28 protein-coding genes are annotated in these 22,584 nt (G+C 63.1%); 4 read left to right on the forward strand and 24 right to left on the reverse strand.

Going from position 1 to position 22,584, the window contains the following annotated elements:
- Window positions 1-334 precede the first annotated feature (334 nt).
- Both coxB and ACEWFR_RS16100 read left to right on the forward strand, forming a co-directional pair.
- Window positions 335-1,360, forward strand: a complete 1,026-nt coding sequence (gene coxB / locus ACEWFR_RS16095) for a cytochrome c oxidase subunit II (RefSeq protein ID WP_374062020.1) — start codon at window positions 335-337, stop codon at window positions 1,358-1,360.
- Entirely contained in the window at window positions 1,360-3,855 is a 2,496-nt protein-coding gene (locus tag ACEWFR_RS16100; RefSeq protein WP_374062021.1) for a cbb3-type cytochrome c oxidase subunit I, read from the forward strand. The genes coxB and ACEWFR_RS16100 overlap by 1 nt, the downstream gene beginning before the upstream one ends.
- A gap of 323 nt (window positions 3,856-4,178) precedes the next feature.
- Here ACEWFR_RS16100 and ACEWFR_RS16105 read toward each other — a convergent pair whose 3' ends face one another.
- Both ACEWFR_RS16105 and ACEWFR_RS16110 read right to left on the reverse strand, forming a co-directional pair.
- On the reverse strand, window positions 4,179-4,466 hold the full coding sequence (locus ACEWFR_RS16105; protein WP_374062022.1) for a hypothetical protein: 288 nt from the start codon (window positions 4,464-4,466) through the stop codon (window positions 4,179-4,181).
- A 133-nt stretch (window positions 4,467-4,599) separates the two neighbouring features.
- Window positions 4,600-6,000: a hypothetical protein gene (locus tag ACEWFR_RS16110; RefSeq protein ID WP_374062023.1), complete on the reverse strand. Its 1,401-nt coding sequence runs from the start codon at window positions 5,998-6,000 to the stop codon at window positions 4,600-4,602.
- Window positions 6,001-6,172: 172 nt separating this feature from the next.
- Here ACEWFR_RS16110 and ACEWFR_RS16115 point away from each other — a divergent pair, with 172 nt between their 5' ends.
- Complete coding sequence (locus ACEWFR_RS16115; protein WP_374062024.1) at window positions 6,173-6,439, forward strand: cytochrome C oxidase subunit IV family protein; 267 nt, start codon at window positions 6,173-6,175, stop codon at window positions 6,437-6,439.
- A 114-nt stretch (window positions 6,440-6,553) separates the two neighbouring features.
- Here ACEWFR_RS16115 and ACEWFR_RS16120 read toward each other — a convergent pair whose 3' ends face one another.
- The 3 genes from ACEWFR_RS16120 to ACEWFR_RS16130 form a co-directional block, all read right to left on the reverse strand.
- Window positions 6,554-7,135 (reverse strand): phosphotransferase, encoded by a 582-nt coding sequence (locus tag ACEWFR_RS16120; RefSeq protein ID WP_374062025.1) that lies wholly within the window; start codon window positions 7,133-7,135, stop codon window positions 6,554-6,556.
- A gap of 1,695 nt (window positions 7,136-8,830) precedes the next feature.
- Window positions 8,831-10,297 carry a flippase gene (locus ACEWFR_RS16125; RefSeq protein ID WP_374062026.1) on the reverse strand — a complete coding sequence of 489 codons (1,467 nt, stop codon included), beginning with the start codon at window positions 10,295-10,297 and terminating at the stop codon, window positions 8,831-8,833.
- A gap of 402 nt (window positions 10,298-10,699) precedes the next feature.
- Entirely contained in the window at window positions 10,700-10,900 is a 201-nt protein-coding gene (locus ACEWFR_RS16130; protein WP_374062027.1) for a hypothetical protein, read from the reverse strand.
- 118 nt (window positions 10,901-11,018) lie between these two features.
- On the opposite strand from ACEWFR_RS16130, the gene ACEWFR_RS16135 reads away from it, so the two are divergent.
- Window positions 11,019-11,312 (forward strand): hypothetical protein, encoded by a 294-nt coding sequence (locus ACEWFR_RS16135; RefSeq protein WP_374062028.1) that lies wholly within the window; start codon window positions 11,019-11,021, stop codon window positions 11,310-11,312.
- An 821-nt stretch (window positions 11,313-12,133) separates the two neighbouring features.
- Here the strand turns inward: ACEWFR_RS16135 and secY are convergent.
- From secY to ACEWFR_RS16230, 19 genes are read right to left on the reverse strand one after another with little or no spacing between them, the layout of a single operon-like run.
- Window positions 12,134-13,597 (reverse strand): preprotein translocase subunit SecY, encoded by a 1,464-nt coding sequence (secY, locus tag ACEWFR_RS16140; protein ID WP_098725845.1) that lies wholly within the window; start codon window positions 13,595-13,597, stop codon window positions 12,134-12,136.
- 2 nt (window positions 13,598-13,599) lie between these two features.
- Complete coding sequence (locus ACEWFR_RS16145; protein WP_098725844.1) at window positions 13,600-14,100, reverse strand: uL15m family ribosomal protein; 501 nt, start codon at window positions 14,098-14,100, stop codon at window positions 13,600-13,602.
- Between the two features lie 2 nt (window positions 14,101-14,102).
- Entirely contained in the window at window positions 14,103-14,570 is a 468-nt protein-coding gene (locus ACEWFR_RS16150; RefSeq protein ID WP_226039037.1) for a 50S ribosomal protein L30, read from the reverse strand.
- Window positions 14,567-15,220 carry a 30S ribosomal protein S5 gene (locus ACEWFR_RS16155; RefSeq protein WP_098725843.1) on the reverse strand — a complete coding sequence of 218 codons (654 nt, stop codon included), beginning with the start codon at window positions 15,218-15,220 and terminating at the stop codon, window positions 14,567-14,569. The genes ACEWFR_RS16150 and ACEWFR_RS16155 overlap by 4 nt, the downstream gene beginning before the upstream one ends.
- Complete coding sequence (locus ACEWFR_RS16160; RefSeq protein ID WP_098725842.1) at window positions 15,217-15,765, reverse strand: 50S ribosomal protein L18; 549 nt, start codon at window positions 15,763-15,765, stop codon at window positions 15,217-15,219. The genes ACEWFR_RS16155 and ACEWFR_RS16160 overlap by 4 nt, the downstream gene beginning before the upstream one ends.
- Window positions 15,765-16,214, reverse strand: a complete 450-nt coding sequence (locus ACEWFR_RS16165) for a 50S ribosomal protein L19e (RefSeq protein WP_226039040.1) — start codon at window positions 16,212-16,214, stop codon at window positions 15,765-15,767. The genes ACEWFR_RS16160 and ACEWFR_RS16165 overlap by 1 nt, the downstream gene beginning before the upstream one ends.
- Window positions 16,207-16,944 carry a 50S ribosomal protein L32e gene (locus ACEWFR_RS16170; protein WP_374062029.1) on the reverse strand — a complete coding sequence of 246 codons (738 nt, stop codon included), beginning with the start codon at window positions 16,942-16,944 and terminating at the stop codon, window positions 16,207-16,209. The genes ACEWFR_RS16165 and ACEWFR_RS16170 overlap by 8 nt, the downstream gene beginning before the upstream one ends.
- Window positions 16,945-16,947: 3 nt before the next feature.
- Window positions 16,948-17,481: a 50S ribosomal protein L6 gene (locus tag ACEWFR_RS16175; RefSeq protein WP_374062030.1), complete on the reverse strand. Its 534-nt coding sequence runs from the start codon at window positions 17,479-17,481 to the stop codon at window positions 16,948-16,950.
- A 2-nt stretch (window positions 17,482-17,483) separates the two neighbouring features.
- Window positions 17,484-17,876 (reverse strand): 30S ribosomal protein S8, encoded by a 393-nt coding sequence (locus ACEWFR_RS16180; protein WP_098725838.1) that lies wholly within the window; start codon window positions 17,874-17,876, stop codon window positions 17,484-17,486.
- A 1-nt stretch (window position 17,877) separates the two neighbouring features.
- Window positions 17,878-18,060, reverse strand: a complete 183-nt coding sequence (locus ACEWFR_RS16185) for a 30S ribosomal protein S14 (protein ID WP_098725837.1) — start codon at window positions 18,058-18,060, stop codon at window positions 17,878-17,880.
- On the reverse strand, window positions 18,053-18,592 hold the full coding sequence (locus tag ACEWFR_RS16190) for a 50S ribosomal protein L5 (protein WP_374062031.1): 540 nt from the start codon (window positions 18,590-18,592) through the stop codon (window positions 18,053-18,055). The genes ACEWFR_RS16185 and ACEWFR_RS16190 overlap by 8 nt, the downstream gene beginning before the upstream one ends.
- Window positions 18,589-19,287 (reverse strand): 30S ribosomal protein S4e, encoded by a 699-nt coding sequence (locus ACEWFR_RS16195; protein ID WP_374062032.1) that lies wholly within the window; start codon window positions 19,285-19,287, stop codon window positions 18,589-18,591. Before ACEWFR_RS16195 ends, ACEWFR_RS16190 begins: the two co-directional genes overlap by 4 nt.
- Complete coding sequence (rplX, locus tag ACEWFR_RS16200) at window positions 19,284-19,640, reverse strand: 50S ribosomal protein L24 (protein ID WP_098725834.1); 357 nt, start codon at window positions 19,638-19,640, stop codon at window positions 19,284-19,286. Before rplX ends, ACEWFR_RS16195 begins: the two co-directional genes overlap by 4 nt.
- A gap of 2 nt (window positions 19,641-19,642) precedes the next feature.
- Window positions 19,643-20,041, reverse strand: coding sequence for a 50S ribosomal protein L14 (locus ACEWFR_RS16205; RefSeq protein WP_006430978.1), 399 nt, complete (start codon window positions 20,039-20,041; stop codon window positions 19,643-19,645).
- Window positions 20,041-20,478: a 30S ribosomal protein S17 gene (locus tag ACEWFR_RS16210; protein ID WP_098725833.1), complete on the reverse strand. Its 438-nt coding sequence runs from the start codon at window positions 20,476-20,478 to the stop codon at window positions 20,041-20,043. Before ACEWFR_RS16210 ends, ACEWFR_RS16205 begins: the two co-directional genes overlap by 1 nt.
- On the reverse strand, window positions 20,469-20,882 hold the full coding sequence (locus tag ACEWFR_RS16215; protein ID WP_374062033.1) for a ribonuclease P protein component 1: 414 nt from the start codon (window positions 20,880-20,882) through the stop codon (window positions 20,469-20,471). The genes ACEWFR_RS16210 and ACEWFR_RS16215 overlap by 10 nt, the downstream gene beginning before the upstream one ends.
- An 11-nt stretch (window positions 20,883-20,893) precedes the next feature.
- Window positions 20,894-21,109, reverse strand: coding sequence for a 50S ribosomal protein L29 (gene rpmC, locus ACEWFR_RS16220; protein ID WP_098725831.1), 216 nt, complete (start codon window positions 21,107-21,109; stop codon window positions 20,894-20,896).
- Entirely contained in the window at window positions 21,109-22,104 is a 996-nt protein-coding gene (locus ACEWFR_RS16225) for a 30S ribosomal protein S3 (protein WP_374062034.1), read from the reverse strand. Before ACEWFR_RS16225 ends, rpmC begins: the two co-directional genes overlap by 1 nt.
- On the reverse strand, window positions 22,104-22,580 hold the full coding sequence (locus tag ACEWFR_RS16230; RefSeq protein WP_098725829.1) for a 50S ribosomal protein L22: 477 nt from the start codon (window positions 22,578-22,580) through the stop codon (window positions 22,104-22,106). Before ACEWFR_RS16230 ends, ACEWFR_RS16225 begins: the two co-directional genes overlap by 1 nt.
- Between the last annotated feature and the right edge of the window lie 4 nt (window positions 22,581-22,584).

Genomic DNA, 22,584 nt, shown 5'->3' on the forward strand with positions numbered 1-22,584 from the left:
ACAGCTGTCGTTCGATCAGGCGTGCAATGACTTGCAGTGGCTACTATAGACGACCAAGCGGGGCCATCGTCCACAGTCACCGCTGACACGAACTTGTTCGCCTGACTACGCCATGATTCCCATCCTAGCGGGCGTCATCCGGCCGAAAGAACGATAAAGAAAAGGTCGTCGACGCCAACGACATCGTGATGAGGGGAACTGACGGCGGCGGACGGTCCGCCGATCGAACCACGAACCGCAGCCTGACTCGAGAAACGGGCGCGTCCGGGCGGTTTCCAAATAGATAAGTGCCCCCAGCAACCATCGTCCGACATATAACTGGCCGACAAAAGAGATGAATACAATCTACAGCGCACTCATTGCCCCGATGCAGCGGACCCGCGTCGACGTGTTCGAGAATATCTTCGTGGTATTCCTCGGACTCGGGACGCTCGTCGGTATCGTCGTTGTCGCGTACACATTGTACAACGCGTACAAGTACCGTGATACCGGCGAGGCCGCCGAGAAAGACGAGGATCTGCCATCCGTGGGGGAGTTACCGACAGGCGGAAAGGGCGGCAAAAAACTGTTCCTCTCATTTGGCATCAGTGCCATCATCGTCATTTCACTGGTGATCTGGACGTACACGATGCTCCTGTACGTCGAAGATCCCGGAGACGCCAACCAAGAAGAGGCACTCAACGTCGAGGTGACCGGCGACAGCTTTGCGTGGTACTTCGAGTACGACAACGGGATCGAATCGACGTCGAGGCTCCGAGTCCCCGCAGACGAGCGAGTCTGGCTCCAGGTGACATCGGGCGACGTCTGGCACGCGTTCGGTATCCCCGATCAAAAGGTGAAAGCCGACGCGATCCCGGGCGAGTACGACGAAACCTGGTTCGAAGCCGAGGAGCCCGGAACGTACGAGATCAAGTGCTTTGAGCTCTGTGGCGAGTTCCACACCTCCATGACCGGAGAGGTACAGGTCATGGAACCCGACGCGTACGACGAGTGGATGAACGAGCAGCTGACGATGTCGATTACGGTTCAAGACGGAAACGAGACTCCCGTCTCCGAAGAAACCGGATACGGGGATGTCGGATACGAGATGAGCCTCGAGAGTCAGGAGTGGGACTTCGAAGAGACCTACACGGACGACCAGTTCGATAACGGGACGATCACGGTTAGCAACGTCAGCGACATCGAACAGGGCGGCGTCTACAACATAACGATCTCACCGACCGAGGGCGGCCAGCAGTTCGAACCGGTCGAAGAGCAGTTCGACATGACCGGTCCGGTCGACGAGTCCTACACGCTCGATCTCAATGCGACGGAAAGTGAAACCAATGAAAGCGACACGAACGACGGAGGTGAGGCCTGATGAGTGATCTCCCGCCGATGAAATCGGTCAAGCGGTGGTTAGTAACGACCAACCACAAGGACGTCGGGATCCTGTACATCACGACATCGCTGTTCTTCCTCATCTTCGGTGGTGTCCTCGCTTTGCTGTTCCGCGCCCATCTCTGGGAGTCGGGCGGCATGCAATTTGGCGGCAGCGCGCTGCTATCGAACGACCAGTACTATCAGTCGGTTTCCGCACACGGACTGATAATGGTCTTCTGGTTCCTCTCTCCGATCGCGAGCGGGTTTGCGAACTACTTCGTGCCACTGCAGATCGGGGCGAAAGACCTCGCGTTCCCACGACTGAACGCCCTGAGTTACTGGTTTTACCTGTTCTCGGGCATTCTCATGGGGATCTCGTTCTTCCAGGGAGGCACGTTCTCCGGCGGCTGGACGATGTACGCCCCGCTGAACGTTCCAACCTATACACCGGCGATCGGGGCGACTGCCGGCAGTAACGCGACGATCCTCGCGCTGACCTTATTCGTCGTGTCGATCACGATTGGGTCGGTAAACTTCCTCGTGACGATGCATCGGTCTCGAGCCGAAGGGCTCGGTCTCTGGAACATCCCGATGTTCTCGTGGTCGTGGCTGCTGACCATCTGGATGATGCTGTTCGCGTTCGCGGCACTGCTGGCAGCGCTCCTGTTGCTGTCGGTCGACCGCCTATTCCTCACACAGTACTTCGCCACTGACCAGGGCTCGAGCTTGCTGTGGGCCCACCTGTTCTGGTTCTTCGGCCATCCGGAGGTGTACATCGTCTTCTTCCCGGCGCTGGGAATCATGTTCGAGACGTTCCAGACCTTCTGTGGTCGACGACTCGTCGGCCGGAAGTGGGTCATCATCGCGATGGTCCTGGTGGCCGTCCAGTCCTTCCTGGTCTGGATGCACCACATGTTCCTGTCGACGATCAACCTCCCGATCAAGACGCTCTTTATGGCGACAACGATCGGTATCTCGCTGCCCTTCGACCTGATGGTCTTCGCGCTGATCTACACGATGGTCAAGGGTCGCGTGCGCTTTACGACGCCGTTCTTGTTCTCGCTGGGGGCGCTCGTGTTGTTCATCCTCGGCGGGATCACCGGCGTCTTCCTCGGTGCCGTCGTCCTCGACTACGAGTTCCGCGGGACCTACTGGGTCGTCGCTCACTTCCACTACGTGATGGTCTCCGGTGTCACCGCGCTGTTCGGTGGCCTCTACTACTGGTGGCCAAAGATCACCGGGAAGATGTACTCCGAACGGCTCGGAAAGCTCAGCTTCGCAGTCTACTTCCTCGGCTTCAACCTGCTGTACTTCCCGATGTTCCTCGCATGGGAGACACCCCGTCGCGTCTTCCACTACGCTGAGAGCGCACAGATCTACCACCAGCTGGCAACCGTCGGGGCGTTCGTCCTCGGTGCGGGAGTGTTGCTCGTGTTCATCACGCTCGGGAAGAGTCTGCTGACCGGCCCCGACGCGCCGGACAACCCGTGGACGTTCTCGAGAACTGCCGAGTGGGCAATCCCCTCGCCGCCGCCCCTCGAGAACTGGCCGAACCGCCCCAGCTACGCGAGCGGCCGACTCGAGTTCGTCGATGACGCCCCCGCAGCGACCGACGGCGGCGTCGCCCACGGAGCGACCGCGACCGCCGAGAGCCACGAAGAAGAACACGCCGACCACGCCAGCATCTGGCCGGCCGGCATCGGTGCCGGGACCTTCGTCTTTTTCCTCGGGCTCAGCGGCATCACACCGTACGTCTACTCGTTCGTCGAGTCCAACATCCACAGCGATGTCGGCGACTTCGTGAGTCTGGCCTCTGCGCCCAACCAGAGCATCGTCTATCCGATTCTGACGGCGCTCGGGCTCGGCCTGATGGGGATCACGCTGTTCCAGTTCGGCCGCGAGCAGTTCGACGCTCCCGAGATGGCGATCGCCGAACGCTGGCCGTTCGAGGGCATCAGCAACGAAAAGATGGGCGTCTGGGTCTTCCTGGCCTCTGACGTCGTCGTCTTCGGAGCCGCGATCGGTGCGTACATCTTCATGCGCATTCACAGCGGCTGGGGTAACTGGCACCTCGATTCGATCACTATGGCAGGGCTGTTCAACACGTACGTCCTGCTCACCTCGAGTTTCACGGTCATCCTCGCACACGTGATGGCAGAACGCGGAAACAAGAAGGGACTGCTCGGCGCGCTCAGCGCGACGATCCTGCTTGGATTCGTGTTCATGGGCGTCAAGGCCTTCGAGTACAGCAGCAAGTTCGACGCCGGTCACTACTGGTTCAGCGGGATCGAGTACTCGTTGTACTTCGTGACGACCGGCCTGCACGCGCTGCACGTCATCCTCGGCCTGCTGATCGCCGGGTTCATGATCTACCGCGTCGTCTCGATCGACGCCTACCTCGAGGATCACATGCCGGTGGAGTACTTCGGTCTCTACTGGCACTTCGTCGACATCGTGTGGGTCTTCCTGTTCCCACTGTTCTACCTGATGTAGCGGCCCGCCGCTACACGGGTTGTTTCGCATTCGGTTGCCGTTCCATTCTTCCTGACGACTACTGAGACGAAATTGCGGCTCTCGGCGTCGCGTTCGCTGACGATACCCGTCGGTATCCGATCTGGTGTATCGATCCAGGCAGTCGATTGTCCGCCCGACAGTTCTCCCGGCCGTACGATTGAGCCATGACTCGAGAGCGCGACGAGACGGCACAAATTCGCCCACCGGCTCAAGCGATGATGTGCGAGACGGAGCGACGGCAACAAAGAGAGCACAGCAATGGCGGCCGGCGCCACGGTATGAGAGCAACTCGAGTCAGAGCGTTAGCCGGCCCAGACGAGCGCGTAGACGAACGTAAACAGGAAGTAGACCAGAAACACGGAGATAGCCGCCTTGAAGTGGAACGTAAAGAGGTCATACTCCTCGTCGTCGCGTTCGGCTTCGAACGCCTCGTATTCGTCCTCGGAACACTCCTCGGCGTGGTCGACACCGATATGGAACGTGGCGTATCGCTCGGATCGGAACGGCCGTCCGCAGTACGGACAGGTCTTGCCGGGTGATTCCTCCGGTGGCACCTCGTACTCCCGCTCGAGTGGCCGATTGGTCGCCATTCGATCGACAATTGCGAGAGCGAGAGGAAGTGTTTGCCGGTTCAGTAGTCCGAACGGTCAGTGGGAGAGAAACCAGTGAGCCGGACGAGTAGTGGGTCGAAAAGGAAAGATGTCGAAGAGAGATGGCGGGCGATTAGCCCGGAACGTATGGCGGGCTCATCGACCCCTTGGAGACGAGGTAGAGGCTTACCATCGTGAAAAACACCATCACGACGATGAGCGGATACTGGCTCCTGATCGACTGCAGCTTGCCGGGAAAGAGATCGAAGGAGACGGTGTGGGCGATCCACACCGCGAGAACGTGGCCGAGCAGGATGCCGGCGATTTCGACGTACCCGAACCAGCCCGGGAGCGCGTACCGGGTCGGGTTCGGCGGCGGGTCGAGCGGCATTGCCAGCGCGTCGAACAACGAGGGCCACAGCGAGATCGCGAAGCCGATGTAGTGTGCGAAGTGATAGCCGGCCGCGATGGCGAGCAGCGGCGCGGCGAAGCGGAGCCCGAGATACTGACGGGAGAGATACGTCTCGGCCCGATCACGGGTCCGATCGATCGCGATCCAGTACACCTTCCAGAACAGGGCGAAGCCGCCCACGAGCAAGAGCAGGTAGACAATCACCGGCGGGATGCCGAGCCCGACGAGCGCTTCGACGGTCCCGACGCCGACGGGGGTGACGATAAACCCGCTGTAGGTGAGTTCCCAGACGAGTGCGAGCACGAACGCCACGACGGAGGTGTCAGTTACCAGATCGTCGTCGCTCAGCCGAGAACCGGGAAATCGCAGTTCGAGCCCGTCGTCCGTGCGCTGAATCGGCGCGACGGCCCCGTAGAGTCGAAACCACAGCGAGAGCGGATCGCCGCGACGGAACCACGTCTCGGGGGAGAAGACGACCGCACTCGAGATCGTAAACAGCGAGTACATGACGAGCACGAACACCAGCGCACGCGCCGACGAGGTCAGCGGGGCGACAACCTCGAGCCAGACGAACGTCAACAGCGCCACGACGGCGGGCCAGGAACCGAAGGCCGACGGGTACGACTCGTAGCCGTTGGGCAGCGCCGCGGCGATCCGCCGCCAGGGGTTGAGCGCCGGCCACGGGTTGCCGACGGTGTACGCGACGATCGTCAGCAGCGCCCGCCCGCCGACGAACGTCACTAGGACGGTCGCACTGACCAACCCGATTGCGGGACCCCGGATTCCGGCGAGCAGGATCAGCGCGAGCCCGAGGAGACCGAGCACGCCGAGCAGGAGCGAGCCCGCAGTCAGGAGTCGATCCATCGTGGTCTCGAGCGTGCGGTCGTGGTAGGTCCCGATCACGTCGCGATCGGTGACGAGCATGGTCAGCAGCGCCGAGGCACCGATGACACCGCCGCCAGTCGCGAGGTAGAGCCACGTCGGAACCGACACGTCGCTGCCCCCCGAAAGGCCGGCTGCCACGTTGCTCGCGGCGACGACGCCGGTGCTCGCGGCGAGGACCGCGAGGGCGAACACGAACCCGATACCGGTCCGGCGACGGAGAGCCGAACGTCCACTCATTGCCGGCGATTCGCACCCGTGATCCATCTACGTGTCGCTTCCGTGCGGTCACGGTCGGTGCCGCGCGAACGTCGATCGAACACTTCCGTCCGACGGGCGCGCAGACGGCGGCCAGCCCGGCGAGCGATCGTATGAGGAAGGTATAAGTATCCGTCAGTCTCATTCCTCACCAATGGCGAGTATTCGGAACTACGCATTGATTTACGTGGCGCTGATACTGCTGGCGACGGGGAAGTTCGTCTTCTTCCACTTCCCGGAAATATTCACCTACGAACTTGCAGTAGGCGGAACGATGATTCTGGCAGTCATCAAGGTATCCCTGATCGCCGGCTACTTCCAGCACCTGAAAGACGAGCCGCGGTCGATCACCTACCTGATGCTCACCGCGTTATTCATGGTGCTCCTGCTCACCCTCGCAGCAGGGTACTCGATCCAGTAACGCCACCACGCACGGACGGCGCCTGAAACCGAATCACGCCTTCTCTCTCCGTTGCAGTCGATAGCAGTGCCATCAGATCCGATCCGCCGGTCGAACGGTCCCGTCGCTCGAGGCTCACCGGTGACGTGACTGCTCGGGGGAGGCGTCCGCAGCACGAACGGACTCGTGGCGACCTGACTCGGCTGTGTCGGCGTCGGAACTGGAGTCGCCCAGTGGCTGCGAATCGACGGAATACTCCATTTGCTGGCGATCGAGTCGGCATCGAATTTCCTCGAGGTTCTTGTAGAGGAACGTCAATCGATCGCACTTCTCCCGCGGATTCGCGTGGAAGCGCCACGGACTGTCAGACTGGAAGTGAACGTCGGTCTGGGTCACGAGCGCGTGTCCGAGATAGGCACCGAACGTCCGCGGGCGAACGCCGATGGCGTCGCAGTACGCGAGCAACTGCTCGTACACGCAGTCAGCGTGGGGCGTGTCCTCGAGCAGCGTGGCCCGGACGCCCGCCTCGAAGCCGCCGAACGCGAACTCAGCGAGCTTCAGGGTGAAGAACCCGGGATCGGCAACGGGGTTGCGATCGATCGCGCTGTACTCCCAGTCGATGACGCGCTCGATCGTGCCGTCGTCGGCGACGAGGACGTTCCCCGGGTGATAGTCCCCGTGCGCGGGGACCCTCGGATACTCGACCGGCTCGGACACCGCCGGCGGTGTCACGTCGAGTTCGTCCGGGGTCAGCTCGCGATGGACCGTCCCCGGTGACACCGTTACTCGAGGCCCCGTGTGCGTTCGCTGTAGCCTCCCGATCCAGTCGAGTCCCGTCTTCGAGGACTCGAGCGAAGGCGTCCGGATCGGGCGGCGTCTCCAGTCGGGCGACAACGTCCATGAGCGGCGTGCCCGCGGCCGGCGATTCCGACAGCACTGGACCGAGCGGGGACTCCTCGAGCGCCACGTCGGGGAGCGTCCCCGTCAGCGGGCTGTCCGCAGCCGCGAGCGCAGAGAGGGTCGACGCCGCGCGTTCGTTGTAGCGGCCGTGGGAGGGAGCGTTCGGTACTTTCCGGACGGACTCGAGGTCGCCGTCGACGAGTTCGAAGACGATCGACCGGTTCGCGCCGCGTCGGAGCACTCGCGTCCGCTCGGTCCCCGTCCCCGATTCGGCGTCCGTTTCCGACGCCGACGGCCGCGTTCGACAGACGGCGACGTAACTGGGATACGATTGTTTGACGACCCCCATCCTGTTGGCGAGGGTCGCACCGCCTCGGAGCAGCCGAGCGGCCGTCGTGTCTGCCTCGATCGTGTCCAACACCCACTCGAGGGCGTCGGGGTCGGCGACCGGCACCGCCCACCGGTATCGCCTCCCACCGGGGAGCAGCCCGAACAGTTCGACCTCGTCGAACCCCCTGTCTTCGAGGGCGGCGACGAGCCGCGAAGGGATCGATCGCCAGACGGTCGCCGGGGATCGATCGCCGGCCATCGCCGACCCGCGCTCGAGGCCGACCAGATCCGTCATTCCGGTCGTTCTGGGCCAGCCGTTTATCTCGGTGATAAGTGTGCCACCGTCCTCGATCGACGGGGCGAGCCCGCCGACGTGATCGAAGAAGTCGCCGTCCGGTGCCCGCGGTCCCGTCGTGACGATCGTCTCGAACGAACGACCGCGGACCGCCGAGGCGAGGTCGTCGCTCGCGATCGACACCACGTCGACCCCCTCCAGCGCCGGTCGAGCCTCGAGGAGCCGATTGCCAGTGTCGGTCGGCTGGTACGTGTAGACCGTGTCCACGAGTCGACTCAAAAGCGGCGTCGTTCGTCCCCAGCCGGGGGTGAGATCGAGGCAGGAGCCGGAGATGTCGTCGGCGACGAGGGCGTACCAGCCGTCGTATCCGACGCCGAAGAGCGACGTGAGTATCGAACGCGGCTCGTCGGCGGTCTCGAGCAGGGTCTGGACCGCCGCGTGTCGCTCACCCCGCTCGAACTGATCGACGAACGACCGGAGGGCTGCCCCGTCGGTATCGGAATCGAGGGGTCGTGTGTTCACATTCCCGATGCCGACTATATCCTATTTTGATATGAGCGTATTACCGGTATATAGCGCTCCGGAAGGGTATTGTTACCACTGGAGACGAGCGAGTCGATGAGGGAGCGGTCGTTCTCGTGAGCGCACGAACGGGACGGAATGCCGCGATTCGAACCGGAATGCCGCAAGTCGAGCGTGAGCGGAACGGAGACAGCACGGGCAGGCGGTCACCCGAACGCAGTCGGTCGCCACTCGCGGGAACGCGACGACCGAAACGGAGTCCCGAGCAAAAATCGTGCGTAGAGAATCGGGAGCAGGGGAGCGAAATAGAGGAGGGATCGAGAACGGGGTACGGAAAGCGCCGAGACCAGCGACCGCCGGCGAGACTAGGTCAATAGGGCGAGCGTCTCTCGCGGATCGACGAGCCCGCTGAACGTGATCAAGCAGCCCCAGATGCCGACGCCGAGTGCGATCACGCCGGCGAGGGCGATCAGGTTCGACACGTAGGGGACGAAAACGAGGACGGCGACGCCCATCCCCGCGGAGATGAGGGAGATGAGCGCGACCGATCGGCCAACGCCGCCATAATTGAACGCGATCTCGCGGTACATCACGAAGACGTTGACCGCCGTGTAGATGCCGTAGGTGATGACGGTGGCGAACGCCGCCCCGGCGACGCCGAATCGCGGGATCAAGAGCACGTTGAGGACGGCGTTGGCGGCGGAGGTAACTCCCTTCGCGATCGCGCGGTCGGACGCCCGGCCGAGGTAATCCAGCCCGTTGGTCGTCACGTTGGTGATCGCCTGGAAGATGACGTAGATCGCCATCAGCTGAAGGACGGGGACGGCGCCGGCGTAGTCCGCGCCGAACACGAGCCGAATGGCCGGATCGGCGACGAGGATCAGCCCGACGGCCGCCGGGATGTAGAGGAGGAGGACGTACTGCAGCGTCGACTCGTAGATCCGCGCCGCCTCCTCGAGAGCGTCGTTGGCCTTCTGTTCGCCGTATGTCGGCGAGACGGAGAAGCCCAGCGAGCCGGCGGGAACGAGCACGAACTCCGAGATTTGCTTGCTGAGCACGTAGTAGCTCACGGCCACCGGATTGAGGAAGAATCCGACGAGAACCGTATCGATCCGATTGTCGAGAATGCTCGCGCTGGTCGAGGCGGTCAACGGAATGCTGTATCGCAGCATTCGATTGCGCAGCGTCTTCTCACCGCCGTCGTCGTCGTAGGTCACGTAGAACCGTCGGTAGAGAAGGCCGATCCCGACGCCTGCCGCGAGCATCGCGCCGACCAGATACCCCATCATCGCGCCGACGACGCCGAGTCCGAGGACGGTAAAGGCGACGACGAAGCCGACCCGCGTGACGTTGTTGACGACGTTGACGACGGCGCTGAGTTCGACCTGATTGAAGCCCTGAAAGACCGTCTGGGTGTAGGAGTTCAGCGACTGAAAGACGAGATAGACGCCGCCGACCAGCAATAGCGTCGCCGCCTCCGGCGTCTCGAGCAGGGCGGCAAGCTGCTCGTGACCGACGACCAGCGTGGTCGAAACGATGCCGATCAACACCAGTCGAAATCCGAGCGACGTCCGGAGGAGGTACGGGATCTTGCCGGAATCGGTCTCCTTGGACTCGGAGATGTATCGGGCGGCCGAGCGAGCGATTCCGAGGTCGGTAAACATCCCCGCGACGCCGATGACCGCGATCACGAAGAACAGCAACCCGTACTCGTCGGGTGTGAGTAGTTCTCGCGCGAGCAGTAGCATCAACACCCCGTTCGCGAGGTTGGTGACGAGACGAGCCCCCAGCGTCGCCTTGAAGCCGTCGACGATCCGCTCAGTAACAGACATTAGTCAACGCGAACATCAGGTCAGTCGGAAGGCGACGACAGCGCGACGTCGTCGACTCCACGAGCGCGAACCGGGGATCTGCCGTCGCACGATCCGACCGGTGACGAACGGCGAGCACGTTCCTGATCACTGCGTTGACCGTCGCCGACGGACTGCATTGTTATCAACCTCCTACCCTCAGTCGAGACGGACTCCCCTCCGGAAGGGATAAAATAACCCGCGCGATGCCGCCCGAGAATCCCGTTCGGTGATCGGACGGCTGTTTCCCGGGCGACGGTGAGGAGTCACCCGTCGGTGTCTCCGTCCCGATCCGTCGTCGCCCCTCGAGTTCAGGTTCGGATTCGTCGTCCGGTGCGACGCTTGCCGCCGAAAACGCGGCCCTGAGCCGGACCGTATCGTCGGTTACCTCGTTGATCGCGTCGTCCTCGAGCGAGACATGTCACCGGACGCGGGTTCCCACTCGAGCACGGCCGTGATCGAGTCGGTCATGTCCGGTTCCGGATCGAGGGGTGCACGCTCCGCGTCGGCGGCGACGGAACCGAGCGTCTCGCCATCTGCACTCTCGACGGGCTTGCCGACATCGTCGGTAACAGTAAGACTCATTCCGCCGGCAGTAACGCCCCGCTCCGGAAGCCGTCTCTGCCTGCACGAATCGGGGGATCCCGGTTCCGTCACGCCAACTCGAGGGCCGTCCGCAAGTTCGTCGGGAGGAGGACGCGCCGTGACTCATCGGGACGACGCGAGACCGCCAGTCGATGGCACGCTCGAGACGGATCGTGCGGGCAGACGGATCGCGGGCGGGCATATGCATGCTGTAGCGCTTTGCCTCGAACGGACGGATGGTGAAGAACAGATGGCATTCAACCCGCCGATCGAGTGTCCGATCTGCCGTGACGTACTGGAGCTCGATCGGACGCTCGAGGATCACCTCGTCGGGGCACACACCCACGACGAAGTTGCCCGCTATCTCGCCTCTCTCCGCAACCGAGCCAAAATGGAGCCGGTCTCGGACTGAAGCGCTGGCAGTCGAACGCGGACCGATCGCTCGCGTCGACAGCGGTCGGTCTCTCGGCCCTCGTGTCTCACGAGGCGTTCACAGACTGTCCAACCGGCGTGATGTGATCGCGGGGCGGGCGTTACCCCGTCCCGTCGACCGTGTACTCCGGGATCCAGTCCGGCATCGACCGCTCTTTCGACCACTCGAACAGCTGGCGCTTCTCGTTCGCATAGTAGTACCGATACCTCGACGTAGTCGTCGGCCATCCACTGGCCCGTCACCTGCGGCAGATCCTCGCGGCCCTCGAGGCCGTGAACCCCGTCGTCGTCGAGTGATCGAACGATCGCCCAGCAGCCGTGGCGGTCCGTCGAGTCGTGACCCCAGCGATAGCGCCACTCCTCGTAAGCCGCGTCGGTGTACGACCGGAGGGTGCCAGTTGGTGAGAGACCGCGCCGCCCGGCGAGTTAGCGGGTGGTCGGGATGCGTGACGTACAGCGCGTCGGATTCGGGGTAGCCGTTTCGCTGGACCGCCGTCGTCAGCACCATCGAACACTCGAAGACGCTGCTCGTGACGTGGCGATCGACGAGCCACGTCGCGGCTCGCTCGAGGTCGCGATCGAGCCAGAAGGCGTTGACCATTGTCGAGGTACGTCGTGCAGCAGGTTATAGTAGCCACTGAAACGATTCACACACTGATCGCATCGTGCGATTAGGTGTGCAGTGACTTTCAGTGGCTACTATCGGTCTCTCACCGGCCGGCGGGACCCACAGTTCGGTACCGACTGGTGCAGTTGCGCAACCGTTCACGGTCTGGAGAACTGAAGAGAAAGGAGTCGGCGTTAGTCGCCGCCGCCGAACATGTCGCGCATCATCGGATGCATCTCCATCATCTGCTCCTCGGCGATCTCCTCGTACAGCTTGTACGTGATAGAGACGGCCAGCAGCAGTCCGGTTCCGCTCACACCGCCGATGGTGCCGAGCATGTTGGCCCAGACGGCCAGCAGGCCGACCAGCGCACCGCCAATGACAGTCACCTGCGGAATGTACCGCTCCATGACCTTCTCGATGACACCGACGTTCTGTCGGAAGCCGGGGATCTGCATCCCGGAGTTCTGGATCTGCTTCGCCGTCGATTCGGGACCCATGTCCGTCGTCTCAACCCAGAAGATGGCGAAGATCGCCCCACCGACGACCATGAAGGTGACGTCGATACCGATTCGGATCATTACCTGCCACCACTCCTGGCCGACGTTCGCCGTGAACCACATCCAATCCTGCGGCGAGTAGATCGGGGACACATAGTAGAAGAACCCGCCGTCGGGTTGGCCCTGCGAGTAACTCCCGAGCCACGCGGGCATCCCCGCCCACTGCTGATTGAGGATCTGGCCCATGAACTGGATGTTCGCCTGCACTGCGCGAACGAGGATCATCGGCAGGACGCTCGCGTAGATGAGCTTCACGGGGAAGCGACCGCGAGCGCCCTTGACCCGAGCGTGGCTCAGCGGGATCTCGACGCGGACCGACTCCGCGTAGACGACGATCCCGAAGATGAGCACCGTCGTGAACAGGGCGATAATATGCCCGTCACCGAGCAGCAGCGTCTGCAGACCGCTTCCCGAGACGAGCGACCCCATCTCGACCTGTCCGGTCAAGATGCGGTACCAGTCGAAGAAGAACCCGCCCTGCACCGGGTTGATGAGCCCGGTGACCAGTCGCTGGCTCACGCCAGCGATGATGAACAGGCCGATCCCGCTGCCGACGCCCCACTTGCTGACGACCTCGTCCATGTAGAGGATGAGGATACCGCCAACGACGATCTGGGCGAACATCAGCATCTGTACCTGCGTCTGATCGAGGGTGAGCCCGCCAAGCTGGAGCTGTGGCACTGCTGGCAGGAAGCCGCCGGCGAACACCATCGGGAGCCCGGTCAGGATGACCATCAGGACGACCAGTACCTTCTGGAGGCCCTGATAGAGAACCTGATCCCGGGGATCGTCCGTATCGAGCCCGAGCAGGTTCGCACCGCCGAGCAACTGCAGGACGATGCTCGCGGTGACGATCGGTCCGATACCGACCTGGAGCACCGATCCGTGCGCTCCCGCGAGGATCGCACGGAACTGTCCGAAGAGGTCGCCCGCCCCGCCGGACTGGTACCCGAGCAGCGAGATGTTCGTCAGGAAGAAGTACAACATGAGGATGCCGACCGTCCACATCAGCTTCCGCTTGAAGGGGACGTGCCCCTCCGGACGGCGGACTGCTGGCATCCTCGTCAGAACCGGTTCAGCGGCTTCCTTCCATCCCATAGTTATTCCTCGTCCTGTTCAGCGTCGGCTTCCTCGTCCTCGGCCTCGGCCGCTCGCTCCTCGCCACGCTCGGAGAGAACAGCCTCACCGCCGCCGGCCTCGAGCTTCTCCTCGGCCGTCTCGGAGAACGCGTCCGCAGTGACCGTCAGCTGGTTGCGGACCTGCCCCGATCCGAGGACCTTGACGACGTCGACCTCGTGGCCGTCCTCGACGATATCGCGTGCGTCGAGTTCGTAGCCGTCGTCGGTCTCCTCGGCGAGGTCCTCCGCGACGTAGAGGATCGCGTCCTCGTCTAACTTCTGGACGTCGATCTCCGCGACCGTCTCGCGGATGTCGTGGGGTCGCTTGAAGCCGTGTTTCCCCTTCGGTTCGTAGTTGTGGAACTCGTGTTTGCTGCGCCCGGCACGGCCGCGGCCACCGCGATGGCCCGCACCGCGTCGATTCTTGTGGGAACCGCCGCTGTGGGTCCGCGATCCGCGCTGGCGTCGTTTTTTGCTCGTCATGGTTATCGCATCGATTCTAGGAGGTCGTTAATCTCCCCTGTTGTATGCTTTCCGAGTTGGCCGCCCTCGACGGTCGGCTTTTTGATACCATCGTGACCCCCCCGCGGCGGGTGGAGTCGAAGCGTCGGTGACAGTCCCTCGTCACGAAGTGTCGTCTCCTCGTCGAGCAGCGCGTCGGCCAGTTCACCGAAGGTATCGTACTCGGTGTTGTCGGCCAGCCACTCCTCGTCGACGTCTGCCTGCTTGCCCTCGAGGGGCTCCGCTCGCTTCGCGAGCAGGGTCTCGATCACGTCCGCGTCGGGCTCGCCGACGGCGACGTAGTCGTTGACCTTGGCAATCATCCCCTCGTACGGGTCGGTTTCGGGGACGAGCGTGCAGTGGTTGACGTTGTGGATGTTGAGCATCGACAGGGTGTCCTGAACGTCTTCCTGTCGATTCACTTCGCCACGGATCTGGACGATCGCTTTCATTGGTCAGCCACCTCAGCTTCGTCCCGGCCGCCTCGCTGTCGCGGCTGTCGCGACTGGGAGGCGTTCTCGAGCGCGTTGTACGTCGCTTTCGCGAGGTTGACCGTCGTTCGAGTGTTGCCGTGGCTCTTGGTCCAGGCGTTCTCGATGCCGGCCAGTTCGAGGACGTGACGGACGGTGTCGCTGGCGGCCAGTCCGAGCCCTTCGGGGGCCGGAATGACCTCGACTTCGACGGAGCCGGCCTTGCCGGTCGTCTTCCGCGTCAGCGAGTGGGGCCGATCCGAGCGGTCCTCCCAGGAACCCGAACCGCGGGGCACCTGGATCATGTTCAGCTTCGCGATACCGATCGCCTTCTGGATGGCAGAGCCGACCTGGTCGTCTCGACCCTCGGCGTAGCCGACGAACCCGTTGCGGTCGCCGACCGCGACGACGCAGCGGAACTTCACGCGTCGTCCGGAGTCGGTCATCCGCTGGACCATGTTGATGTCCAGTACTTCGTCTTCCAGTCCGGGGAGGAGCTGGTCGATAATTTCGGGTTCCTTTAGCGGGAGGCCCGAGTTGAGGGCGGTCTCCATGTCCTCGATTTCGCCCTCCTGGACCTTCCGGCCGAGACGGGTGACGGGTTCCCATCCGCTATCGTTGTAGTTACTCATTCGAGAATCGCCTCTCGTACCTCGTCGAAGTGTTCGGGGAGATCCGTTGCGTCGAACTCGCCGCTGTACAGCGGCTCGTCGAGCTGTTCGGCGTAGTCGGCGATATGCTCGCCGCGCGTACGCGACCAGTCAGCGAGTACGCTATCGTTGTGCGGGATCTCGAGGCCGGCGTCGATCGCGCCCTCCTGTACCGCGAACACCTTGTTGCCGGGCGTGGCCGTGTTGAGGCCGATGTCGAGGACTGCCTCCTCGAGACCGGCGTCGACGGCTCGTTTACCGGCCAGGAGGCCGGTCAGATACGCCGCGGAAATGTTACTCGTGGGGGCGTCCCAGCCGTACTCCGCCAGATCGCTCGAGTGCGCGCTTGCAAGCGTCTCGTCTCCCTGAGGTCCGGGAGTGATCAGCTGCGCCGTAGTATGCTTGTTACTCTTGCGAGCAACGAGGCGGGGCTTTCCCGATTTCAGCAGGCGCAACCTCTGGTGGTAGTCCGTCCGGACCTCACGGCGACGCCGCATCGGCACTTTGTATCGTGGTCCTGTCGCCATTATTGGTTACCGTAGTTTTCGTCGATGTAGTTCAACAGGTACTGGACGCTACGGAACTCCCCGCCGCCCGCTTTCTTGTAGAGCGTGCGGTACTGCGTGGGCGTCAGTTCGCCCTTGTCGCGGAGGTCGCGTAGCTTCCGGCGCTGTGCACGGATCTTCTTCTGCCATTCTTCTTTCTCGTTCTGGCGTGCGCCCTTCTTGCCGCGACGCTTGCCCTGGCCGTTCTGGTGGCCGTAGGCGCGTTTCGCGTTGCGCTCTCGGGCGCGGCCGCGTGAGTTGCCGGAGGGTTCGTCGGCCTGAATGCGACCCTCGTCAACGAGTTCGCGGATCTCGTCACGAGTGATCGCTTCGGCGATGTCTCCCTGTGCGTCCGGGTCGAACCAGACGCGGTTCTTGCCGACGTCCATGACGTCGGCCGCCAGTCGCTTCTGTGCGCTCAGATCAGTCATCTGATTCCACCTCGACTTCCTCGTAGGTCGGGTTCAGGACGCGAACGCCCTGGTCTTCGGCTTCCTCTTCGATCCGCTCGCGCTTGCGCGCGCCAACCGCGGAGGCGATCCGGACCGCCTCGCTGTCGCCGTCGACGCCCTCGAGGTCGCCGAGATTCTCGACGTAGACTTCCTCGAAGCCGCTGGGGTGTTTCCCCCGGACGGCTTTCGGCGTGCGGAAACCGGCCTCGACTTTCGGGCCCTTGCCCTTGACGCCGCGGCGCTGCTTGGACAGCTGGCCGCGGGGTCGTCGCCAGGATTCCGGCGTCCGCTTTTTCTTGTGGTAGTCCTGCCGTTTGAACTGCGGTTTCCCCTCGCTCCGTCGGCGGTTGAGGAGCCGCTCCTCGTTCTCGGAGAGCTCGGGCGTCTTCTCGGTCAGCCCGCGGGGCTGCAGTTCCGTCTCGACGTCTTCGTCGAGCGCTTCTTCCTCTGCACTCTCGTCCTCGATCTCGGCTTCGGTCTCGTCGGTGACCTCGAGGTCGCCGACGTCGGCCTTGATACGGGCCGCGAGCGCGTTCCCGACGCCGTCGGCATCGGCCAGGTCGTCCTGGTCGGCTTCCTTGATGTCCTCGATGGACTCGAAACCGGCATCGCGCAGCGCGTCCGCTTTGCTCGTGCCGACGCCGCTGATGTCCTCGAGGGTTCGGGCGTCGTCCGAGGCTTGCTCGTCGTTCGATTGATCGTCTGCCATCTTTTAGACGCCTCCTTTGGCGGGTTTGGTGGTGATGTAGACCCCGTCCTGGAAGACGCGGGTGTCCTTGCCGCTGACCTTCGTCAGCTGCTCGATGTCGGCCGCCGTCTGTCCGACATCCTCCTTGTCGGGGCCGGACAGGACGAGTTGTTCCTCGTCGACGGCGACGTCGGTCTCACCGTGGATAGTCGTTCGTCGCGGTGCCTTTTCGCCGAGGAAGTTCTCGATGACGACCTCCTCGCCTTCCACGCGGACCTGCATTGGGAAGTGAGAGTAGAAGACTTCCATCTCGTACTCCCAGCCCTCGGTCACGCCGTGGAATGCGTTTCGGATGTGGCTCTCGAAGGTGCCGACGGTCGAATTCGTCTTCGCGTCCTCGGCACCGCTTTCGATGACCACCTGATCGTCGTCGGTTTCGACGGTCACGTCGGGGTACCAGAGGCGGCGCGTCACGCTGCCTTCCGGCCCTTCGACGGTCACGTCGAACCGATCGACCTCGACGGTTACGTTCTCGGGGGTTTCCAGTTCTACTCGCATGGTCAGTAGACGTATGCGATAACCTGGCCCCCAATACCCTGCTCACGAGCCTCGTAGTGGCTCATGATGCCGCTGCTCGTCGTGACGACGAGCGCACCGAAGTCTCGAGCGGGGAGATAGCGCTTCTCCCACTTCTCGAAGTCCTCGGAGCCGACGGCGTAGCGGGGCTTGATGGGGCCGCACTGGTTGATCGCTCCTTTCAATTCGACCTCGAACTGACCGGCTTTACCGTCGTCGACGTACTCGAAGCCGTCGATGTACCCGCGGTCATAGAAGACCTCGAGCACGCTGCCGATTTCGTTCGAGGCGGGCGTTACCTCGTGGGTGAGATGGCCCACACTCTCGGCGTTATCGAGTCCCGAGAGCGCGTTGCTGAGTGGATCGTTTCCGGTCATGTTATCGATACTTCCTGAATCCCATGTCGCGGGCGATCTCGCGGAAGCACTGCCGGCAGAGGTTGATGTCGTACTTCCCGACAAGTCCCTGCTCGCGGCCACAGCGCTGACAGGACTCGATCTGTCCCGTCCGCTTTGCTGCGTGCTCGCCCGTGCGGTCGTTTTCTGTTTCGCTTTCACTCATCGTCTGTGCCCTCTACGGTCACGTCGAAGTTCGCCTCGAGGAAGCGAATCGCGTCCTCGGGGGTCAGTCGGTGGCTCGAGGGGATCGATCGGGTGGCCTTATCGCGCTTGGCGATGCGGTAGCCCGGACGCACCAGGTTGACGGTGACGTCCAGCCCGTAGATCCCGACGTTCGGGTCGTACTCCTGGCTGGGGAAGTCGGTGTGTTCTGCGACACCGAAGCTGAAGTTCCCCGTATCGTCGAACTGCGACGACGAGATGTTCGCCAGGGGAAGCGCCGTCTCGAGGAAATCGCGTGCGTCCTGATCGCGAAGGGTGACCTTCGTGCCGATCGGATCGCCCTGACGGATGCCGAAGTCGGGTTCGGTCCGTTTTGCCTGCGTACGGACGCTCTCCTGACTCGTGACCTCCTCGATAATGTCCTCGGCCTTGCCGAGTTCGCGACCGCCCTGGCCGACGCCCATGTGGACGACGACTTTCTCGACGCGGGGCTCGCGCATTTCGTGGAAGTCAGCGTTGTCGGCTTCGCTCATTCGTCATCACCTGTAAAGTTCTCGTCGATGACGACGACGTACTCTTCGACGGTTTCGAAGCCGCCGTCGTCCATCGAGACGCCGACGTTGTTCGATCCGCTGCCCGGCGTGATGTCGATCGCGTCGATCTCGCCGACCTTGCCACCGTGGTTGCCACGGACGGCCGTCACGAGCGCACCCTCCTCGTACGGGAAGTGCGCGACGACGGATTTGTCGTCGTTGTCGATGACGATCGAGTCCTTCGGCCGGTACTCGTCGGAATCGGTGAGGACGTTCGTTCCGTCGTGGAGCGTCAACTGCGTGTCGCCGCCGGGAACCTGCTGTTTGCCCTCGATCTTGCCGAGGCGGCTCCCCGCTGCGTCCTCGTCGATTGCGGTCAGCGCGAGCCGACCACCCTCGTCGGGGAAGACGCGGTAGTACTCCTCGAGAGCGGGGAACGCGACGATGTCGAACATGCCGATCGGGCGCTGTTCGTCGTTGATCGCGACCCCGTTAATGAGGATCGAATCCTCCGAGAGTGCGTAGCGCGCTTCCTTGCGCGAGTCCACGTAGCCGAGCACGTCCCGCAGGAGGACGACGAGCGGCACGCCGTCCTCGCCGTGCGGGCCGGCACCGGCCTTTACCGTGAAGGTCTCGGTCTTTCGCTCGACCGGCCAGGACTTCGGAACCGACAGTCGCTTCTGGTGTTTCGTCATTCGGTATCACCTTCGAGACGCGCCTCGCGACGCTCGTCCTCGAGGTCGAGCTCCGTGATGCGGACGTTCGACGGGTCCAGCGGCCGCGGCACTTCTTCGCCGTCGGCCGTCTCGACCGTCACGTCCTCGACGTGGATGGTCCCATCCTCGAGGATCGCGCGCATGACCTCGCCTTCCTCGCCGGCGTGGTCGCCGCGCATGACCTCGACCGTGTCGCCCGCGTTGACGCGGGTTCGACGGGTGTCGTACTCCTCGCGGAGGTCGTCGGACAGCGTCGCGTGCAGCTGCTTTCCTCGCTCGTGCAGCGGCGCGTTTCTCGTCTGCGTTCGCTGTTTGTGTGGTTGCGTGGTCATATCTATACGATCATCGTCGCCGTGCTGGCGATTGCTCCGAAGCGTTCCGCGACTTCGCGGGCGATGGGCCCCTTAATCTCCGTGCCGCGGGGCTCCTCGTTCTCGTCGATGATGACCGCCGCGTTGTCCTCGAACTTGAGCCGCGTGCCGTCCGGCCGGCGGATCGACTTCCGCTGGCGAACGACGACGGCCTCGAGGACCTGTCGGCGCATCTCCGGGGTACCCTTGGTGACCGAGACGGTCACCTTGTCACCGATCCCCGCCTTCGGCTGGCGGTTCTTGGTGCCGTGGTAGCCCGCGACGCTGATGACCTTCAGCTCACGTGCGCCGGTGTTGTCGGCACACGTGATCAGGGATCCCTTCTTGAGGCCCTGCGTGACGTCGGCTTTCATCGCCTCCATCACTCGTCACCCTCGTCTTCGTCCGTCGCGAAGTCCTCGTCCGACAGCTCCGGCTCAGGCTCGGCCTGGCTCGTGAGTTCGGCGAGGTCCTCCGCGGTCGCTTCGGCGGTTACTTCGACGACCACGTGCGATTTCGTCTTCGACAGTGGTCGGGTCTCTGCGATCTTGACCGTGTCACCGACCGAGAGCGGCTCGAGCACGCCCGGTACGTGTGCCGGGATGCGCGAGCGTCGTTTCATGTGCCGGTCGTACTTCGGGACCGCCACATCGTACTCTCGCTCGACGACTACGGTCTTGTCCATGTCCGTCGAGACGACTGTCCCCTCGAGGATCTGTCCTCGAACGGAGAGGTCGCCGTAGAACGGACACTTCTCGTAGTCGTATTCCTCCGGATTGTTCGGTTCCGGAGGGGTTTCAACGTCTAGTCCTATTGCCATGGTGAGTCACCATTCGTTTCCGTGCGTCGGGCGGGCCGTGAGAGCAACCGCGATCCATCGACCGTAACGTAGGCTACATCCTCGCCAGCGCAGTCCGCAGCGGGTGAGGATCGTTCCTCGGATCCCGCGGCGGGTTCAGTGTCGGCCAGTTTGGACGCAGTCCCCGATCCCTTCGCGAGATCGGCGGCGTCATCTGTGATCGCGAACTCGAACGTCGAGCCCGACTTCGGCACCATAACGACCCGGGACTCGCCGTCGGCGCGAACTTCTATCGAGAGGGTCTTGGTCGTCTCGATGACGACCCGTCCCTCGAGGCCGACCCGCGAGGAGTCGTCGCTCTCGACGACTCGCACGGGGAGCCCGTTGAGTTCGTGTCGCGGCAGGGTCTCGGGTGTCAGTGCCATTGTGTTGTTTCTTATTCTTCGTCTGCGAGGTCGCCTTCCTCACGCTGGATCGTCTTGATCCGCGCGACGGTGCGACCGAGTTCGCCGATGCGACCCGGATTCTCCGGGGCACCACCGGCGGCGAGAACGGACTTCTGGTTCAGCAGTTCCGTCTCGAGTTCCTCGAGTTCTTCCTCTCGCTCGGCGGGAGTCATGTCGCGGATCTCTTCGACGCGGAGGATCGCCATCAGGCGTCACCTCCCCCGTCTGGGTCCGCTTCGTCGGTGTCTGCCTCGTCCGCATCGTCCGAGGGGCTTTCCGACTCCTCGTCCATCTCTTCGACGAGCTCTTCGGCTTCCGCTTCGACGTCTTCCTCGAGCTCCTCGAGCTCTTCGTCGACGTCTTCATCGCCGGGGACTTCGACTTCGTCGAACTCCTCGTCGGCGTCAGCCTCGACCTCTTCTTCGATGACTTCCTCGACGACGTCTTCGTCGAGGTCAGCTTCGTCGGTTTCGACGGCTTCGTCAGCAGCAGCTTCGGCATCGCCTTCGGCGGCCTCGGCCGCCTCGGGTTCGCCCTCGAGGAGTTCCTCGACGCCGCCTTCCGCGTTGACTTCGACGGCGTCCGGAACGACCTCTTCCGGATCCATGTCCTCGCTGACCTGGAAGTCGTCGGGGAGTTCGGCTCCCGGCGGAATGATCTTGACATCAACGCCGATAGTGCCGAGTTTCATGACCGCGACGCCCTGGCCGTGGTCGACGACCGTCTCGGCGGGCTCGCCGTTGTGCTTGATGTAACCGCGGTTGAACTTCTCGACGCGCGATCGTGCGCCGGTGACCTTCCCCGACAGGACGATCTCCGCGCCGAGCGCGCCGGCGTCCATGATCCGGTCGATCGTCGTGTGACCGGCCTTCCGGAAGTACCAGCCACGCTCGAGCGCGTTGGCCAGTCGGTCCGCGACGATCCGTGCGTTGAGGTCGGGTTCGTCGACCTCCTGCACGTCGATCTGGGGGTCCTCGAGGTTGAACTTCTCCTCGAGAGCCGTCGTGACCTTCCGGATGTTCTCGCCGCCTTTGCCGATGACCATCCCGGGCTTCTCGGCCTTGAGGACGATCTGGGTTCCCATCGGCGTCTTGGCGACGTCCATACCACCGTAGCCCGCGCGGCCGAGCTCTTCTTGGAAGAACTCGTCTATCTGGGACCGCTGCAGGCCGTTTTCGATGAATTGGTGTTCGTCAGCCATTAGCTATCGTCCTCCTCGTCTTCGACTTCTTCGACGACGATCTCCACGTCGACCTGTGGCGTATTCCAGGCCGAGGCACGCCCCATCGCGCGGGGCTTGCGGCCCACGGACTCGCCGACCTTGTGGGCGGCGACGTGGACGATCTCCATCGACTCGCCGTCGAAGCCCTGATGATCCGCATTTGCTTCGACGTTCTCGAGCAGATCGATGAACTCCTTGGAGACCTTCTCGGGGTACTTGCCGGCGTCCCAGCCGTCGATATCGGAGCGGTGACCCGCGCCGGTATTGTGGGACTTGAACGGCACCGACTGCTTCTTGTCGATTACGTCCTGAAGGTACGCCCGAGCCTCGCCGACGGTCTGGCCCTTGAGTTGGCGTGCGACCTCCTTGCTGTGCTTGTTGCTCATATGACGCTCCCGAAGCATGGCTTTCGCCGTGGCGTCGGGATCCGCGTCGACTGAGTAATTGATTCCCATGCGT

The organism is Natrinema sp. H-ect4 (assembly GCF_041894845.1).
Classification (GTDB): domain Archaea; phylum Halobacteriota; class Halobacteria; order Halobacteriales; family Natrialbaceae; genus Natrinema.